General features: G+C 66.5%; 16 protein-coding genes. 6 read left to right on the top strand and 10 right to left on the bottom strand.

Translation table 11 applies throughout. From position 1 onward, the window contains the following. Positions 1-9 precede the first annotated feature (9 nt). Genes C8271_RS06355 through C8271_RS06345 form a run of 3 tightly spaced genes read right to left on the bottom strand, consistent with a single transcriptional unit; the run spans position 10 to position 2815 of the window. Positions 10-918 carry a 4-(cytidine 5'-diphospho)-2-C-methyl-D-erythritol kinase gene (locus tag C8271_RS06355; RefSeq protein WP_106506599.1) on the bottom strand — a complete coding sequence of 303 codons (909 nt, stop codon included), beginning with the start codon at positions 916-918 and terminating at the stop codon, positions 10-12. Then, a complete protein-coding gene (rsmA, locus tag C8271_RS06350) occupies positions 915-1880 on the bottom strand; it encodes a 16S rRNA (adenine(1518)-N(6)/adenine(1519)-N(6))-dimethyltransferase RsmA (protein ID WP_106506598.1) in 966 nt (321 codons plus the stop codon). Before rsmA ends, C8271_RS06355 begins: the two co-directional genes overlap by 4 nt. Next, a complete protein-coding gene (locus tag C8271_RS06345) occupies positions 1877-2815 on the bottom strand; it encodes a TatD family hydrolase (protein WP_106506597.1) in 939 nt (312 codons plus the stop codon). The genes rsmA and C8271_RS06345 overlap by 4 nt, the downstream gene beginning before the upstream one ends. Positions 2816-3041: 226 nt before the next feature. Between C8271_RS06345 and rpmF the strand changes: the two genes are divergently transcribed. Then, entirely contained in the window at positions 3042-3212 is a 171-nt protein-coding gene (rpmF, locus tag C8271_RS06340; RefSeq protein ID WP_106506596.1) for a 50S ribosomal protein L32, read from the top strand. A gap of 193 nt (positions 3213-3405) precedes the next feature. Here the strand turns inward: rpmF and rsmI are convergent, their stop codons facing one another. Continuing rightward, the gene (gene rsmI, locus C8271_RS06335; RefSeq protein ID WP_245921177.1) at positions 3406-4260 is read right to left on the bottom strand and encodes a 16S rRNA (cytidine(1402)-2'-O)-methyltransferase; all 855 of its coding nucleotides are present in this window, start codon (positions 4258-4260) and stop codon (positions 3406-3408) included. A gap of 353 nt (positions 4261-4613) precedes the next feature. Here rsmI and C8271_RS06330 point away from each other — a divergent pair, with 353 nt between their 5' ends. From C8271_RS06330 to malQ, 4 genes are all read left to right on the top strand, one after another. Next, a complete protein-coding gene (locus C8271_RS06330; RefSeq protein WP_106506594.1) occupies positions 4614-5456 on the top strand; it encodes a DUF6318 family protein in 843 nt (280 codons plus the stop codon). A gap of 223 nt (positions 5457-5679) precedes the next feature. After that, entirely contained in the window at positions 5680-6528 is an 849-nt protein-coding gene (locus C8271_RS14295; protein ID WP_281260361.1) for a hypothetical protein, read from the top strand. Positions 6529-6563: 35 nt separating this feature from the next. Continuing rightward, complete coding sequence (locus C8271_RS06320) at positions 6564-8174, top strand: dolichyl-phosphate-mannose--protein mannosyltransferase (RefSeq protein ID WP_106506593.1); 1611 nt, start codon at positions 6564-6566, stop codon at positions 8172-8174. A gap of 255 nt (positions 8175-8429) precedes the next feature. Continuing rightward, positions 8430-10547 carry a 4-alpha-glucanotransferase gene (gene malQ / locus C8271_RS06315; protein WP_106507919.1) on the top strand — a complete coding sequence of 706 codons (2118 nt, stop codon included), beginning with the start codon at positions 8430-8432 and terminating at the stop codon, positions 10545-10547. Positions 10548-10683: 136 nt separating this feature from the next. Here malQ and C8271_RS06310 read toward each other — a convergent pair whose 3' ends face one another. From C8271_RS06310 to C8271_RS06295, 4 genes are all read right to left on the bottom strand, one after another. Then, on the bottom strand, positions 10684-11154 hold the full coding sequence (locus C8271_RS06310) for an S-ribosylhomocysteine lyase (RefSeq protein ID WP_106506592.1): 471 nt from the start codon (positions 11152-11154) through the stop codon (positions 10684-10686). Positions 11155-11372: 218 nt separating this feature from the next. Beyond that, complete coding sequence (locus C8271_RS06305; protein ID WP_106506591.1) at positions 11373-11915, bottom strand: LysR substrate-binding domain-containing protein; 543 nt, start codon at positions 11913-11915, stop codon at positions 11373-11375. 39 nt (positions 11916-11954) lie between these two features. Then, the gene (locus C8271_RS06300; protein ID WP_106506590.1) at positions 11955-12767 is read right to left on the bottom strand and encodes a hypothetical protein; all 813 of its coding nucleotides are present in this window, start codon (positions 12765-12767) and stop codon (positions 11955-11957) included. Positions 12768-12861: 94 nt separating this feature from the next. After that, positions 12862-13920 carry a hypothetical protein gene (locus C8271_RS06295; RefSeq protein WP_106506589.1) on the bottom strand — a complete coding sequence of 353 codons (1059 nt, stop codon included), beginning with the start codon at positions 13918-13920 and terminating at the stop codon, positions 12862-12864. Positions 13921-14074: 154 nt separating this feature from the next. Here C8271_RS06295 and C8271_RS06290 point away from each other — a divergent pair, with 154 nt between their 5' ends. Next, on the top strand, positions 14075-14482 hold the full coding sequence (locus C8271_RS06290; RefSeq protein WP_106506588.1) for a hypothetical protein: 408 nt from the start codon (positions 14075-14077) through the stop codon (positions 14480-14482). A gap of 78 nt (positions 14483-14560) precedes the next feature. On the opposite strand, the gene C8271_RS06285 is transcribed toward C8271_RS06290, so the two are convergent. Together C8271_RS06285 and C8271_RS06280 are read right to left on the bottom strand one after the other, a co-directional pair. Further along, positions 14561-15310, bottom strand: coding sequence for an alpha/beta fold hydrolase (locus C8271_RS06285; RefSeq protein WP_106506587.1), 750 nt, complete (start codon positions 15308-15310; stop codon positions 14561-14563). Positions 15311-15460: 150 nt separating this feature from the next. Next, on the bottom strand, positions 15461-17101 hold the full coding sequence (locus C8271_RS06280) for an HNH endonuclease signature motif containing protein (RefSeq protein WP_106506586.1): 1641 nt from the start codon (positions 17099-17101) through the stop codon (positions 15461-15463). Positions 17102-17473: the final 372 nt, after the last annotated feature.

Here is a 17473-nt window from a genome sequence, read left to right as displayed (position 1 = left end):
AACAGCGGCTCACGATCCCACGATCCGCGCCCCCGGCACGTGCCCAACAGTTGCATACGCACGCTGCACCACGCCTCGCTGCGGGAGCTCCTGCGCGAGCCGCTCCGCATGATCCGCGTCTCGGGCCAGCAGCATGAGGGTCGGCCCGGAGCCGGAGACGACGGCAGCGAGAGCACCTGCTTCGATGCAGGCAGCCAATGCGTCGGCGAGATCGGGCCGCAGATCACAGGCGGCGGCTTGCAGATCATTGGCGATGGTTGCAGCGGCGGCGTCCACATCACCAGCGGCAAGCGCTGCCAGTTGGTCGTGATCCGGTTGGGGTCGCGTCGGAACACCCTGCGCGAGGGCATCGAAGCGGCGGTACACGTCCGGGGTGGAGAGGAATCCGCCCGGTACGGCGAGCACCCAATGCCATGCACCCCGGCATGGCACAGGCGTGAGCTCAGTTCCGGTGCCTTCCCCGAGTGCGGTACCGCCGAGCACCGCGAAGGGGACGTCAGCGCCGAGTTCGGCGCCCAGCTGGCACAGCTCCTCCGTTGTGGCGCCGAGTCCCCACAGCTGGTTCAGAGCAACGAGAGTCGCTGCGGCGTCGGCTGACCCACCGCCCATGCCACCGGCGACGGGAACGCGCTTGTCGATGTGAAGCGCGGCGGCCTTATCTGTCCCGTAGGCGCGGCGCAACAGTTCAGCGGCGCGTAACGCGAGGTTGGAGCCGTCAGCGGGGACATGCCCGCCAACACGTGAGTCGATGCGCAACGACATCTGCTCAGCAGCTTCGGCCGTGACGGTCTCCAGCAGATCAACTGCCTGGAACACAGTGGCGAGGGCGTGATAGCCACGCTCATCAGCGGCGCCGACGCGCAGCGAGAGATTGATCTTCCCAGGCGCGGTCGCGACGATGCGCTGCGGGCCGGTCATGCGCCCGCTCCGTTTTCAGGGCGGCCTGCATCATCCTGTCGCCTCTCCCCCATCGAGGCTGCGCCCTTGCGTGCAGCGGTGCCGGCCTCGTCACCCACACGATCCGTGGCGCTGGTGGCGCGGGTGATCGCCAGGAAGTCGTCCACGGTGAGGGTTTCACCGCGACGCGTGGGGTCGATTCCGGCAGCCTCGAGCACTACCTCAGCCTGGGCACCAGATCCGAACATGCTCGCGAGGGCAGCGCGCAGTGTCTTGCGGCGCTGCGCGAAGGCGGCGTCGATGAGCGCGAAGGTCCGTTCACGCTCGTCCGCGCTGCCCAGTGGCGTCTCACGCCGCGTGAGTGCGACAAGAGCGGAGTCGACATTCGGCACGGGCCAGAACACCTGCCGGGAGATCCGCCCGGCATGCTCGGCGCGGCCATACCAGGCAGCTTTCACGCTCGGTGCTCCATACACCTTGGATGCGGGGCCGGCGCAGAGCCGATCCACCACCTCGGACTGCACCATCACGACAGCACGGTCGATCTGCTCGAAACGCTCCAGGTGCGTGAGCAGGATCGGGGTGGCCACGTTGTATGGCAGGTTCGCCACCAGTGTTCGCGGCGGCCCGGTTCGCGGCAGAACCGGCAGTTCGTGCACAGCGAGTGCGTCGGCGTGCACGAGCCGGAAACGTTCAGGGTCGATACCGCGGGCGGTGAGGGTCTGCGGCAGTAGCCGGGCAAGCCCGCTGTCGATCTCGATCGCGGCGACGTCGGCGCCGGCCTCGAGCAGCCCGAGCGTGAGGGATCCGAGACCGGGACCGATTTCGAGCACTGCGTCGCCGCGCGTCACACCTGCACGGTCAACGATCGCCCGCACAGTATTGGGGTCGACCACGAAGTTCTGGCCGCGCTGCTTGGAGGGATGGATCCGGGCGGCGGCGGCGAGTTGACGCACGTTCCGGGCGGACAGCAGTTCGCTCATGCGGTGGGCCAGTCGTAGACCTCGCGGGTGGTCGCAGCCACGCGCCGGCATGCCTGCTCCAAGTCCACGCCGGCTGACTCGGCGATCTGCGCCATGGTCAGCGGAACGAGGTAGGAGGAGTTCGGGCGTCCGCGGTAGGGCACAGGGGTGAGGAACGGGGCGTCGGTCTCCACCATCACCCGCTCGATGCCGACCTCGGCCAGTGCGTCGCGCAGGTTCTGCGCGTTCTTGAAGGTCACGGTGCCGGCGAAAGACAGGTAGAAGCCCCGCTCCACGCAGGCACGGGCGAACTCAGCATCACCGGAGAAGCAGTGCAGAACAGTGCGCTCCGGGGCGCCATCGGCGTCGAGCACCTCAAGAACGTCCCGGTGCGCGTCGCGGTCGTGGATCTGCATCGGCAGCCCAGTCTCCTTGGCGAGCGCGATATGAGCACGGAAGGCGTCGATCTGGGCGGCACGGGCCGCCTCGTCCTTGCGTGAGGTGCGGAACCAGTCCAGTCCCGTCTCCCCCACCGTCACCATGCCGGAACCGCGCACCAGGCGATCAACGACCGCGAGCGCATCATCCAGGGAGATCATCTCCCGCCCCTCATGGTCATGACCGCGCCGATGCAGTGGGGCTTCGTTGGGGTGGATCGCGACGCCGCCGCGCAGCGAGGAGGGGCAGTCCTCCGAGGCGAGCAGAGTCGCGGTCCAGTGCACCGCGTCAATATCGGAGCCGATCGTGATCTGCCCCTCGACACCAACCTGAGCCGCCCGACGGGCGTGGTCGTGAACGGTCAGTTCGGCGTCGCCGTCGGCGAAGTCGAGATGGCAATGGTTGTCGATCACCGGATACGGCAGCGCCTCGGGTGCAGGCGGCCAAGAACGGTCACGGGAGGACCGTTGCGGATCGATGTCCTCACGGGAACGAACAGGGCGGGCGGGATCGGGCATGGGCCCCATGGTAGGAGTGGGGAGCCGATGACGGGCGCGGCACCGCCAGATGAACAACCGCCGGTGGTGCACCTCACGCCGCCCACGGGGGCGCTTGCGGGCAAGCTGTGGCACAATAGTCGGTCGTTGCGCGTGCTTTTGCGCGCCCCGGCGACCGCGGTCGCCGGGGCCGTCGCATAACAGCGCGCCATCCTGAACCATTCTCCGGACCGTCAAGGAGCGTCCCATGGCAGTGCCCAAGTTCAAGATGTCCCGGGCTCGCACCCGGTCCCGCCGCGCCCAGTGGAAGGCTACTGGCACTGACCTCGTGCAGGTCTCGGTGCGTGGCCGCACCGCTCAGGTGCCGCGTCGCCTCGCGAAGGCGTACCAGCGTGGTCTGCTGCAGATTGACGACTGATCGCGTCTGAGCAGTCCCTCCCCCTCCAGTTCGAGCCCCTGGCCACTACGGTCGGGGGCTCGTTCGTGTCTCGGAGAGTTCACTCCTGCCCCACGGATGGGTTTGCGTCTCGCGACAGCGCACGGGGCGCACGCACTCGCGGGGCGCGCACGCACTGCGGCCGCGCGGTCCCGTCGACAGCCGGGCGGCCGACTCAGCTCTGCCGTTCTTCACGGCAGCGCAGAGCCAGCTGGTACAGCTCGCGTGACGTCACGCCACGAGCTGCCGCAGCGACCACCTTCGCTGCATCTTTGAGACGTTCCCCCGCCTGTGCACGCTCAAGCACCTCAGGCACCAGATCTGCCGGGTCGGCGGCAACGGGCTGAGCCCCGGCGATGACGATCACGATCTCACCAAGCACCTCGGTGCCCTGCGCCCACCGGGCGAGCTCTTCGAGCGTGCCGCGAATGCTCTCCTCGTGGGTCTTCGTCAGCTCTCGGCAGACGGCTGCCCGGCGTTCAGGGCCGAATGCTTCGACCATTGCCTCAAGGGTCGCGGCAGTGCGGCGGGGCGACTCGAAGAACACCAGGGTGCGTTCTTCCTGAACAAGCGGTGCGAATGCGGCGGCCCGTCGGCCGTCCCGCCGCGGCGGGAAGCCTTCGAAGGCGAAGCGGTCGCTAGGCAACCCCGAGGCAGCCAGAGCAGTGAGAACAGCCGACGGCCCCGGCAGCACGGTGACAGGGAACCCGGCGTCGACGGCCGCTTGCACCGCGCGGAACCCGGGGTCAGAGACCACCGGCATGCCAGCGTCCGTGACCTGGAGAACCCGATCTCCCGCTGCAAGCGCCTCCAGCAACCGACCCGTCCGCTCAGCCTCGTTGTGCTCGTGGTACGAGAGCACGGTCCCGGTCATCTTTACCTGCAGGTCGGAGGCAAGGCGGGCCAGGCGACGCGTGTCCTCGGCGGCGATGAGCTCGGCTTGCGCGAGTGCGAGCCGCAGACGGACCGATGCGTCCAGAGGATTGCCGATCGGGGTGGCGGCGAGGGTCAGCACGCCCGCTTCAAGCACAGGGCGGCTAGCAGCGTGGGGGCTGGCGGCAGATACAGCAGGGGCCGACACGGGGAGACCATCGCCGATGGAATCAGCAGGAACAGCGGCAGCGGGGACGGCGCCCGGATCGTCGGCCACGGGGTGAGCAGGCATGCTGTCATGCTAGGCGCTACACGCCTTGACCTGGACAGCGGGCTTGCGGGTTGCGCTCGCGGCGCGGCGGCCGCTGTTCAGCGCAGCGGGCAGGATCGAGCGTCACGATTCCTCCTGGTGGGTGGGTTATCCACATCCACGGCGGTCCCGTGGCGTGGGCTGGTGGGGTCTGCCTACCGTGCTGGTGTCCCCGAGCCCGGATGAGTCGAGGTCCCCGCATGCAGCGCCGCACTGTCCCCGCCACGCCCCGTCACGCCAAGCACAGCGATCACGCTGCTCTCTCGCCTGAGGCGATGCTGGCTGGCCCTGCCGGTGCGCCGCCTGGCGCCATGCCCAACGCCTCGACTGGCCTGGTGCCTGGCGCAACACCTGCCCGCTCAGGGAGGCAGCGCCGCGGCGCACGCGTGCTCGCCGCATCCGCCGCACTCATGCTCGCCCTGTCTGCCTGCGGCGGAGACGAGCCGCCCGACAACGGCCTGGACGGCACGGTCCCCGATCTCAGCACCAGCAGCGACAACGGCGGCGCCAGCGACAACGGCGGGACCGACAACACAGCAGCAAGCAACGCCGGCGGCGACAGTGGTAGCGATGACCTGGCCGCCAGCATCCCCGCACCCGATCCCGCTGACTATCCCGGCATGGACCAAAACACCCCCGAAGGCGCCGAACAAGCCTTCAAGTACTACATCGCCGTCCTCATGTGGGCGCACCAGAGCGGGGACACCGATCTCCTGTCGACTCTTTACAGCGAAAACTGCGAGTCATGCGCAACCCTTCTCGAACAGGTCGAGGACCTCAAAGCTCACGAAACCTTCTGGTCCGAAGCAACACTGGATGAGCATCAAGTATCTCACGAAAACTCGGACAACTATGACGCGGAAGTGTCGTATCTATTCATACTTGGCGAACACACTGAGCCCGCCAAGGACTCTTCGACATCAGCTCCCGTACCATCAGTGGAGTATGTTTCACGCGGCGGATTGAACTGGACTGGCCACCATTGGGCCGTAGCTGACCTAGCAATGAAGTGGGGGCCTGATGCATTCGCTCAATACGGCTAGGATCCGGGCTACACACATCATCGTCACTGCACTGGTTACCAGCATTTTCGCCCTTTTCTTTTGTCTTCCCGCATCGCATGGGGCCGGAGGCGCCTCCGGAGGAATAGATGGCAGAAACGTGGAAGTAGGCGACTCTGAAACCGAACACCAAGAGTCTCCGCCCAAACCTGCTGACTCGAAACCGTCGAGCGGATCAAGCAGTACCCGGAGATCAGCTCCGACGGTGCGGACGATCTGGCAGCGGCCCGAGGGCGGGGTCCGGTACGAGTGCGGGGCACCGGGCGCCGGCCAGTGGTCATGCACGGTCCCGAAGAACTCCTGCGAAGCCGCGTACGTCCCGCCCCTGCACGGGCAGGGCGAGGACGGCCTGCTGATCAACCAGCCCTCGCAACGCGGCACAGCCGACCCGAACAAGATCACCCAACGCGGCACCCGGATCACCCTCGCAGACGGCACCAGAACAGACCTCGGCCACCGCTGCATCACCCTCGGCAGCCCCGGTACCGCAGCCATCCCGGGGGCGCCACCGGTGGTCATCACCGTCACCCGCGAAGACTTCGCCACCCTCCCCGTCAAGCCGCTGGAGGCCACTGCAGGTCCTCCGGGAGGCTGGCTGCCGGTAAACATGGTCAACGTCCTACACACCAACCCGGCCGAGCAAACCCTCGCAACGACACTGCTGGGTACGCCGGTGCAGATCCGGGCGATCCCCATCGAATACCACTGGGACCTCGGGGATGGGAACACCATCACCACCACCAAACCGGGTAAGCCGTTCCCGTCCGAGGAGGTCACCTCCACCTACCGGTACGAGGGCTGGTACGACATCACGCTGACCACCACGTTCGCTGGCCAGTTCTCCGTTGACGGCGGGCCCTGGCAAGACATCGACGGCACCATCACCATCACCAGCGACCCCGTCGCCCTCTACTCCGCAAGCCTCACCAGCCGCCTGACCAACCCCCACAAACCCACCACCCCCACTAACGACAAGCACACCCCCGAGATCCCCGCCCGCACACCCGAGAACGAAGGCCCCACCGACCCCAACGCCACACACCGCACCATCTAGGCACAGCCGCACACCCGATGTCCTAGCATGTCCGGGTGCACACCAGGCCCTCCACCCCCGTCGGGGCTGACCCCGAGATCCGGCGTCGCCTGGGCATATTCGACCTCACGGACCACCGCCGGGCGTGGATCGGCGCCCTTGTGCTGTTCGCCCTCGCGCTCACACTGCGGCTATGGCAGCTGGGCTCCATCCATGAGCTGATCTTCGACGAAACCTACTACGTCAAAGACGGTTGGACGATCGTCCACCACGGTGTCGAAATGTCCTGGCCCAAAGACATCGACCCGGCCTTCGAATCCGGTGACGTACACATCTACGAGGACCGCGGCGCCTACGTGGTCCACCCCAGTCTGGGCAAGTGGCTGATCGGCCTCCCCATGCTGCTGCTGGGCCCCGATTCCGCGTGGACGTGGCGCCTCACCAACGCGATCCTCGGCTCACTGACCGTGCCACTGATCGTGTTCGCCGGGCGTCGGTTGATGCGTTCAACCACCGTCGGCCTCATCGCCGGGCTGCTGCTGGCGGTCGACGGCCTGCACATCGTGCACTCACGCACAAGCCTGCTCGACCTGCCACTGGCGTTCTTCGTGCTCGCCGCCTTCGCCGCGCTCGTGCTGGATCGCGACCGGTTCCGGGCACGCCTTGCCGTGGCGGCCACCGAAGCGCTCAGCTCTCCCCCAGACGATGGCGGCGCCAACGGCCATGCCGCTGCCGCATCGAGAATCGGCCCGCTGCAGGCGGGATGGCGGCCCTGGCGACTAGCCGCTGGCGTGCTGCTGGGAATGGCGTGCTCGGTGAAGTGGTCGGGACTGTACTTCCTGGCAGCCTTCGGAATCATGACAGTCCTGTGGGACTGGTGGGCCCGACGCGCCGTGCGTGAGCGCCACTGGGCACGGCGCGGCCTGGTGCGTGATGCGATCCCCGCATTCTTCGCCATGGTCGGCTCGGCGCTTGTGGTGTACGTGGCGTCCTGGACGGGCTGGTTCGTCTCCGCGAAGGGGTACCTGCGCCACTGGGCGGAGGAGAACGGCCACAGCACCGGGATCGGCGCCCTGGATGCTCTGCGTTCGCTGTGGCACTACCACGTGGAGGCGTACACGTTCCACGTCGGCCTCGACTCGGAACACCCGTATATGGCCAGCCCGCTGTCCTGGCCGCTGATGTTGCGCCCCACGAGCTTCTATTACCGCAATCACCCGTACGGCGAGAACGGCTGCCTGGTGGAGAAATGCTCAGCGCAAATCCTCGCCGTCGGAAACCCGTTGATCTGGTGGCTTGGCACCCTCGCCGTGATGGTCACGATCGCTCTGGTGCTACTGAGACGCGATAGCCGGGCCTGGCCTGCACTGATGGGGCTCGCAGGAGGCTATCTGCCCTGGGTGCTGCTGTACTCGGATCGCACGATCTTCACGTTCTACGCCGTCGCCTTCGAGCCGTTCCTGGTGCTGTGCCTCGCCTACGTGCTAGGCCTAGCGATCGGCCCTCCCGGCGCGGATCGGGAACGGCGACTGGCGGGAGGCCTATTCGCCGCGTCAATACTGACGCTCATCGTGCTCATCTCCGCCTACTTCTGGCCGATCTGGTCCGGCCAGGTGATTCCGACGGGGCAGTGGCAGTGGCGGATCTGGCTGCCGACCTGGATCTGACGGTGCGCCCGCTCGGATCCCTGGACATGTGACCGTGACGGGTGCCGCTGCGCTGGCTCGAGACTGCGCCCCGGTCACTGCAATCTGGTTACAGCAGTTCCAGCAGTTCCGACGGCTTCATTCCGGTCATTGCGCATGCTCCAGCACCATCTGGTCCCTGCGCCGGGCGGGCAATGCCAGACTCCGGCAACTGGGCCATGGGCTGCACCATCTGGTCCCTGCGCCGGGCGGGCGATGTATCGCTACGATGACGGCATGGCTCTGGACTCCACTGCTCTGCGGTCTCTCGCCCGCGATCTCGGCATCGGCATCGAGTATTGGGGGTGGGACGGAACCCTCCGCGCCGTCGCGGACTCCACGCTGATCGCCGCCCTACAGGCCCTGGGCCACCGGATCGAGACCGACGACGACATTGCCGCTGCTCGCGCGCGCCACGACCGCGCCCCCTGGGAGCAGACCCTGCCTCCGATCACCGTCATGCGCTGCGACCGGGACTCCTCCCTGCCGGTGCACGTCGACCACGGCACCGCTGTGACGGTCCGCATCGCCTTCGAGGCTGGGGGCGAGCGTCATCTGGACCAGACCGAAGACTTCACTCCCCCATTCGATCTCGACGGCACGCTGCGCGGCCGCGCTCGCTTTCATCTGCCGGCTGGCCTGCCGCTCGGCTGGCATCGCCTGATCGCCGAGACCTCCCACGGACCCGTCGAAGCGGACCTCGTGGTGACACCCGCCCGTCTCACTGTGCATGAGCGCCTGGGCTCGCACCGCGCCTACGGCCTGCAGGCGCAGCTCTACTCGGTGCGCTCGGAGCGCTCGTGGGGCGTCGGCGACCTGGGCGATATGCGTGATCTCGCCGCCATCAGCGCACAGCGTCATGGCGCCGACTTCCTGCTGGTGAACCCGCTGCACGCCTCCTACCCGACACCGCCTGTGGAGCCATCGCCATATCTGCCGGTGACGCGTCGCTTCACGGCGCCTCTGTATCTGCGCATCGACGATGTTCCCGAATACCGGGAGCTGACCGACATCGCTCGTCAACGCATCGAGCTCCTCGCCTCCGGGGTGCGCACCTGGAACGATCGAGCCGACCGCATCGAGCGTGACGACGTGCTCACGGCGAAGCTCGCCGCGCTCGAGGAGCTGCACGCCGTGCCGCTCACCGCGGGACGCCGCGCTCTGCTGGACGCCTTCCGACAGCGCGAGGGACAGGGGCTCGAAGACTTCGCTCTATGGTCAGCAATCGCCGAGAGAATGCGCGGCACGGAGGACGAGGCTCTGGCCGACCTGGATGACGCGCTCGTGACCCAAGCCCGCACCGAGCTCGCCGACCGCATCGAGTTCCACATCTGGGTGCAGTGGCTGCTGGACGAGCAGATGGCCGCCGCGCAGAACGCTGCACGTGAGGCCGGTATGCGCATCGGGATCATGCATGACCTCGCTGTGGGCGTGGAGCAGATCGGCTCTGACGCCTGGAGCCTGCGCGAGGTGCTCGCCGAGGGTGTGACCGTCGGCGCCCCAGCGGACCAGTACAACCAGCAGGGCCAGAACTGGCATCAGCCGCCGTGGCATCCGTCTCGGCTGCGCGACGCGTCTTATCGCCCCTGGCGGGACATGCTGCGTTCGCTCATGCGGCACGCCGGTGCCCTGCGGATCGATCACGTGCTGGGCCTGTTCCGCCTGTGGTGGATCCCCGAAGGCAATGAGGCAGCCGACGGCACCTATGTGTTCTATGACCACGATGCGATGATCGGCATCCTCGCCCTGGAAGCTGAGCGCTCCGGCACGCTGGTGATCGGTGAGGATCTGGGCACCTTCGAGCCGTGGGTGCGTGACTACCTGAGCGACCGCGGCGTGATGGGCACCTCGATCCTGTGGTTCGAGTACGACGACGCCGGTCACCCACTGGCAGCCGAGGCGTACCGCCACCTGTGCCTGGCGTCCGTGAACACGCATGACCTGCCGCCCACTGCGGGCTATCTCGCCGGGGAACACGTGGCGCTGCGCCACCGCCTGGGTCTGCTGGAGCGTCCGCTCGAGGAGGAGCTCGCCACAGATGAGGCCGGCCGCGAGGAGGTGCTCGATCTGCTACGCGCCGAAGGGCTGCTCGCCGATCACGCCTCGATCGAGGACATGATCATCGCGCTGCATCTGCACCTTGCGCGCACGCCGTCACTGCTGTTGGGTGTCTCCCTCGTGGATTGCGTGGGCGAGCACCGGATTCAGAACCAGCCAGGCACCGACGAAGAGTATGAGAACTGGCGGATTCCGTTGGCCGACGGGCACGGGCGCGTGGTCACGATCGACGACATCGCAACCAACGCCCGCACGACGCGTCTGCTCGACGCACTGCGCGCGGCGCTGCAGGGCTAGGACGAGGGAGGTCCGGGCGACGCTGCAGGTCGAGGGCGAGGGCGAGGGAAGGCGGAACGATGCTGCAGGGCGAGAGCGAGGAAAGCCGGAACGGCGTTTTAGGGCTGCGGGAGGCCCAGGCACCAGTCCAGGCCGCTCAGGCCTCGACCTGTTCCCATTCCTCTCGACGATCCAGGAACGCCTTCGCAGCGGTCTGTGCACCCTCGCGCGAGTGGTGGGCACCCCAGCCGCACTGGATCTCGTTGGCTGCGGGCACCTCTGACGCGTTCACCACGTCGGCAAGTGTCACTTCGAGGACGGGCAGGAAGTCCGCGACCTGCATGTCGCCCAGCATGAGCGCGTAGAAGCCGGTACGGCATCCCATCGGGGAGAAATCGATGAGCGCGTCGGTGTGATTACGCATGTGTTCGGCGACCATGTGCTCGAGCGAGTGGATAGCCTCGGTGTCGAGGTGCTCGTGGTTCGGCTGGGTGAAGCGCACGTCGAACTTCGTCAGCACGTCACCGCCGGGAAGCGGCTTGCGGTCGGCGATCCGCACATACGGTGCACGCACGGCACGGTGGTCGAGGTTGAAGCTCTCCACATTCATACGGGGCTGCTCAGTCATGGATCCTCCAGGGGTTGTCGGCGTCGGCTCCATCATTGCGCATCGGCCGGCCGTTGGCGCAGAGCCGGGGTGCTGGTGCGAGCCCTGGCCGGTGAGCGGAAACAGCGCAGCGGATCAGATCTGAGGCGTGGAGGCAGGGCCGGGATGTCGAGGTAGCGCAGGGTGTCGAGGTAGTGCCGGGTGTCGAGGCAGCGCAGGGTGTCGAGGTAGTGCCGGGATCAGCGTGACGAGCGCGGGGTGCGACCACGTACCACACCCATGAATGTCTGCCGCAGCGCGTCGTCATGTTCCCGTGGCCAGACCAGGGCGATCCGCGTCGGCTCCCGATCCGGGGCCGGGCGCACGACCGCATCGCGGCGGTGGTAGGTGCGTGCAACGGACAGCGGCATCCGCGTGTATCCCACGCCGGTCGCAACCACCGCCACGCGCTGAGCAGCATCGTCGGGCTCCGTGGAGCGGATCTCGGTCTCGTCGGCGAGGAGGTCCTCGGTCAGTTCCTCGTGCAGGCTGAGAATGTTCTCCGAGCCGACGACAATCGACGCGCGCTCCTCCCACAGAGCAACGACGTGCAGCCCGCTCTCGTCCACAGGGAGCCGTACAAAGCACATGTCGACCTCACCGTCGTCGAGCGCGGCGCGTTGGCGGGAGAGCGGCACGGGCACCAGCTCCAAGCGCCCTCCACGCGGCACGCCCTTCCATCGGCGGGCGAAGCGGTCGGGCTCAACGCCGGGAACGAAACCAACGCGCAGGGTGGTGGACATGGGGTCAGCGTATGCCCACCTGCCGACGGAGTGCGGGCCTCAATCGATCTCGGGAAGAGCGTCGTCCAGGATGCTTACGAGGGTCTCCCGCGAGACCTCACGCACCGTCGTTTGAACATCAGCATCTCCCGGTGTGTCCATCACAAACACCGCCTGAGACGTGGCCATGAGGGAAAGCTGCAGGTGCTCCTTCGCATTGATCGCTGTCAGAACCGTGAGTGCACGGGTATCTGCCAGCTGCTGGGCTACAGCGGCGTCAGACTCGAGCTGCTCCAGAGTGCCCGTCACAGGTTCGCTGTCAGTGTCCCCAGCGACTCCTGCCTGATCCACATAGGCTTGCAGCCGGGCTGGCACTGCCTCACGAGTCGGAACGCTGAAGTGGTGGTAGCCGTCCGCCGTGACGAACTCTTCAAGCACACCACTGTGAGGGAAGAGGTAGATCATCATCGCCGTCGCCTGATCAGCGACCTGACGGACGAGGTTCACCATCGCCAACGGAGAACTGCGCAATGCAAGCAGTCCAGCGAGAGTACGGTCGACTTGCATTGCACGGCGAGCCACCGGCTCCCCAGTGCTGACGTTGTCACCTTCAGGTTCCCGATCCTCGTCGTCGATCACAACGAGCCCGCGAGCCACCAGCGATCGCAGCGCAATCGCCGAGGCTTGCTCAGTCGGTAGCTTCGCTTCATCGAGGAAAGGAGTCCCCGCAAGCTGGGTTGACTCGGTCCCTTGCAGCGCAACGAGCTCCTCATCCGTCAGCACGGCAACAACGGTTGGCGATTCGGATGCGGCGGCCAGGAGCTCGAAAGCACCGGCGGCGTCCCTGTCAGTGGTCACTGATGGAGTGGTCATGTCCCCTGCTCTCCCTCGGCATCGCTGTCATTCTAGGGCGATGGCCTGTTCCAGCATCATGCCGCGACACTTATATCGCCTCGGCACGACGGCCTCACCCAATACCGAGAGCTTCGCCCAGGCCGCCGAGCGCGTCACCGACTGCGGAACCAACGCTGCTAACCCCGTCTCCAATCGCGGAACCGACGTTACCGATGGCTTCGCCCGCCGCCGACGCGACAGAAGATGCTCCGTCAGCGATGGCACTACCGACGTTCCCCGCTGTATCCACGATCTGGGGCCAGTTGTCGACGACAGACTTCCCGATATCCATTCCGATCGAGACAACGCCCAGCCCGGCTCCGACCGCGCCGACGATCGGTGCGGCCGGTCCCGTGAACGGAGCGGCGATGAGCAGACCGCTGCCGACGGCGCTCAAACCGGAGCTCACTCCCCCGTAGATGTCTCCGTCCCGGAACTTCTGGAAGGACTGGACCCCGCTGTACGCGACGTCGAAGTACGGGAGGAACTCCCCCACTGCTTTGCCAGCGGTCTTCAAGAACGGAGCGACGTCATCAATCTTGTTCAGAAACTTCAGCGGCTCCCAGTTTCCGATCTTGTTCGGAATTCCAAGCTTGTCCAGTAGCTTCTCGACGCCGGCCTGCCACTCCTTGCCCCCCTTGAACAGCTCATCAAGGTAAGCGTCTTTCCACAGCCTTTGGAGTCCTCGCTCGGCAAGTGCAGCAAATTCTGAAGCGGCGGAGGGAATACGCTTGAGGAAACTGACGAGCGACTTTCCTTTGCCCCACAACCCCTGGACCTTCATGAAGGTGTCTTTCAGGAACCCAAACGGGTCGAACGGGGCTTCCGAGCTGAAGTGGCCTCCGCGGAAGCCGCCTCCACCGGTGCCGGAGGCTTCGTCCTGCTCCTCAGCATGCTTCTCCAGATCACCTTTGCGCTGCGTGAGCTCGTCGTGTCGCAGGTCGAACAGGGACGAGATCTGGCCAGCCCATTCCTGGCGGAATCGGTCCGCGTCAGGCCCGCGCCACATGCTCTCATCCATGACCGCCGGCGCGAGTGCGTCGCGCAACTCGATCAGGCGTTGAGCCTGATCCTGCAGCCGCTGCGCATGGTCCCTCAGCTGATCTGTATCCGCTCCGAAAAAACCGCTCATGTTCCGTGTGCCCCCTGTGCCATGCCCCAGGCAACCCTACCGATATACCTGCCTCTTGCCTCGAACGCTGCAAACGTAACCCGACCGTCTCCCGGCCACCATGGGGAGAACTACCCGTACCCCATCACCGACCTGCACGAGTTACCGTAGCGCTATGCCCGCTCCTCGATCAGCATGGTCCTACGCTGCGGCCCTGAATCGGAACGAGCTGTACGCCACGCCAGGCTTGCAGCTCGACATTCCAGCCGTTCTCGCCCCCGATGAAGACGTGATCTTGGCCCTGCCTGGGGTGGCAGGTGAATTCCCCGATGTACTCATCGTGTCTGCAACCCGCATTGTTCTCGCCAAGGTGGCAGGTCCGTTCAGAGGCGCCAAGATCCGGCGGGAGGCTCCGGCAACTTCCGTGACCAGCGTGTCCTACCGCCCAGGAGCGTTCACCCGAGTCCACATCCACGTCCAGGGAAAGCGGGACATCGTGATGATGCCGCACCGCAAACGCGATGCTGAGCGGTTCGCGCAGGAGATGGCCGAGCTTCTTCGCACTGGTCAACGCCCGGCCTGACCCTGCACGCGAATCCGTGCTTCACACAGTCTGGCCTCGCTCAGAAGCTGTGCACGGCGTATGGCCTGACCGCACCCTTCAGGCCGACCGAGGCCCTGCCGACATGGGTTCGTCCGACGTTGGTGTCGCTCGATACGCCGCTTCCCGCAGTACGCGCGTGAACCGTTTGGGTCGATCCAGGTTCGAGATGTGGCCAGCGCGATCAAGCACACGCAGGCGAGCTCCGGGCGCCGCCATAAGGATCTGACGCTCGTGGCGACGGAAAGGGTCTTGGCGACCGTTGACGATGGTGATCGGCACGTCGATCGCGGCAAGATCGGCCACAAGATCCATGGTGCCCACCACGTCGACAACGGCGGGCACGACACCGTGTGCCCGGCCGCCGCCGTAGTAGCGTCTAGCGGCCTTGCGTTTCCTGGCTCTTTTCGCGAACGCCTGACGCACACGCTCGTCGGAATCTCCCGGCACCCAGTCCTTCATTCGTAGCCAGTACCCGTAGGCTCGCGCCAATGCTGGCCCGGGGATGATCGTGCAGTCGGCCGCGACCAGTGCCGAGAGCCGGCCCGGATGCTGAGCCGCCCAGTGGATCGCCAAGTACCCGCCCAGCGACAGCCCTCCGAGCAGGGGTGCCTCGTCGGCTGCCCACACCGCCTCACCGATCGTGGAGAGTGCACCCTCCTGGGTGAAGACCTCGGCACTGTGCGTCCCGTGACCGGGCAGGTCGGGCGTGATCACCTGGAATCCTGCGCGCTCGAGCCGCTTGACCTGTCCGCGCCACATGGTGCTGGAGGATCGCACGGAATGAACGAGCACGATGCTGCGTGTCATCGGTCTTCCCTCCAGCGTGGGCTCGCACGGTCTGTGCAACGGCGCAGCCGCGCACGACAGCGCACTTTACCGGTGGCGCCGCTTGAGTCGGGGCGAGGCCGCGACGACGTGAGCACAGCGGAGCGAGCGCGGCCCCGTGTTCGGTGCTCGTCAGAATGGCGGTGGGTCACAGGGCAGGGGGATGCTCGGTTTGTCGAGCCGTCCGTCGTCGCGCAGAACCCAGTCGCCGTTGCCGTCCGGTCCACGAAGGAGCATCCCCGGCGCGAGGTCTCCTGATCGGATGAGTCGCAGCCGGGCCGCCGTACGCCGGCGTTCGGCGAGCTCTGCTTCGTGCATCGCGTGGGCAGCCTCGAGATCCCGCACCATCTGCGGCGTCGCGAGGTCGCGCTCATCTTCGTAGTAGGCCGTGATCTCGTCATCTATCGACCACCATGTTCCATCGCCTTCATCGCTGCGGATCGGGTCGAGCAGTCCTGCCGTTTTCGCTCGGTGATGGTGGCGACACAGCAGGTGCAGATTCTCGAGTTCTGTGCCGCCGCCGCGGGCCGGGTGTTGGTGATCGAACTCCTCAATGTGGTCGCATTCCGACAGCAGCGCCGTGGGCCGGGTACACCCCGGCACAGCACAGATCGGGTGGCGCAGGCGAAGATGATCGAGCATCCCGGGAGTCGGCGTGTACCGATCTGCAGGCAGCGGCGCGAACGCACCCGATGCGGGGTCTGTGAGCACCCGATACCAGGTGGGCTCCTGGGCGGCGAGCTCACGCGCGAGCTGGGGCGGGATCGGGGTGGTACCGTCGAGCGTGCCTGGGGCATCCGACTCCCCCAGCAGCGTCAACACTGGCACGGTCACCACGATGCGGAACCGTTCACGCCGCGACTGCGCAGCACCGTTCGCCACCGCACCGGATCCTCGCCCGCTCACGGCGTCGCACAAGGCCTCGTACCGCAGCGCGCCGAGGCTGGCTGGCTCGCCGGTGGCGGCAACGTCGCCTCTCGGATCCCCCGGGATCACCTCTCCGTCGCGAAGTGCCTCGCGCTGAGCATCCTGCAGCGTATGTGCGGCAGTGTCGAGCTGCCTGCTCAGATGCAGCAGCTCAGGGATCGGACCGATCACGCGCAGGCACGCGGTGCCCTCATCTGTGCGTTGGTCGAGCACAACCCGGCGTCTCCCGCGAGGTGTCGCGCATTCAGGTGGGGCACTGCGCGCTCGGGCTGCAGCGATGACGTGCCGCAGCCGACGCGCGAATACCTCCGGCGATACGTGCAGATCTGATGCGGCGAGTGCCGCGTCGACCTCACGGGTCGCATCTGCTTCCAGTATCTTCGTGCGTTGCTCGATCATTTCGAACCAGGGCAGGGGCATGTCCGCACAGGCGAGTCGTTCAAGGCAGCCTGGGAGCTGCTCCACGGCCCGGCGAGCTCGGCGAATCTGTGCCTGAGCTTGTGCGCGAGTAATCCTCAGGGCCAAGGCGACTTGCAGCAGTTCATGCTCCCAGACCTCCGGATCGCGACCGTCCGAGTCGACCACATCAGCGGGATCGACGACGCTCACCGCCGCCGCGAGAGAGCGGATCCGCGCTGCCGCCGTGATCGACTCCGTCTGCGTGTCACCGATGAGCGACTCGAGCACAGCCCTGCGCTCAGGGCCAGCCGCGCTGACCGCAGCCTCAAGACGACGCTGCGCACGCTGCCTGCGACGGCAATGCAGCCGTTCGGTGGCCCGTCGGGCGGCGTCGCGGCGGCTCGGCGGAGCCATCAACAGCGGCTCCGACTCAATGCTCGGCACCATCTCCGCTCCTCCTCTCTGACGCGATCGGTGTCCTGATCAGTGTCAAGGACTACCACCGGAGTCGAACCTTTGTTCGATAGCTTCATCGTAGTGGGGCGTACCGACAAACGAAGCGGATTGTGGACAACTCGGACGCAGCGTGGCGCCTCATCTCAGCGCTCGCCAAAGAGTTCAGGCGCCGGAGGGTGCGCCGCGGTCGATAGTCGGGACCACGCCGACTTCATCGGCTACTAGGGAGAGCTGACCACGCGAACGTCATCTCAGTGGCAGCCTTGCCACTGCAACCGCTATACCGGACGACGACACGTGGCCGAGGCGGCAGCAGCTACAGCGCAGGTCAGCTTCACGATCGAGTTCCACATGGGACCGACG

The organism is Brachybacterium timonense (assembly GCF_900258505.1).
GTDB lineage: Bacteria > Actinomycetota > Actinomycetes > Actinomycetales > Dermabacteraceae > Brachybacterium > Brachybacterium timonense.
This window is presented reverse-complemented; position numbering and strand designations above follow the sequence as displayed.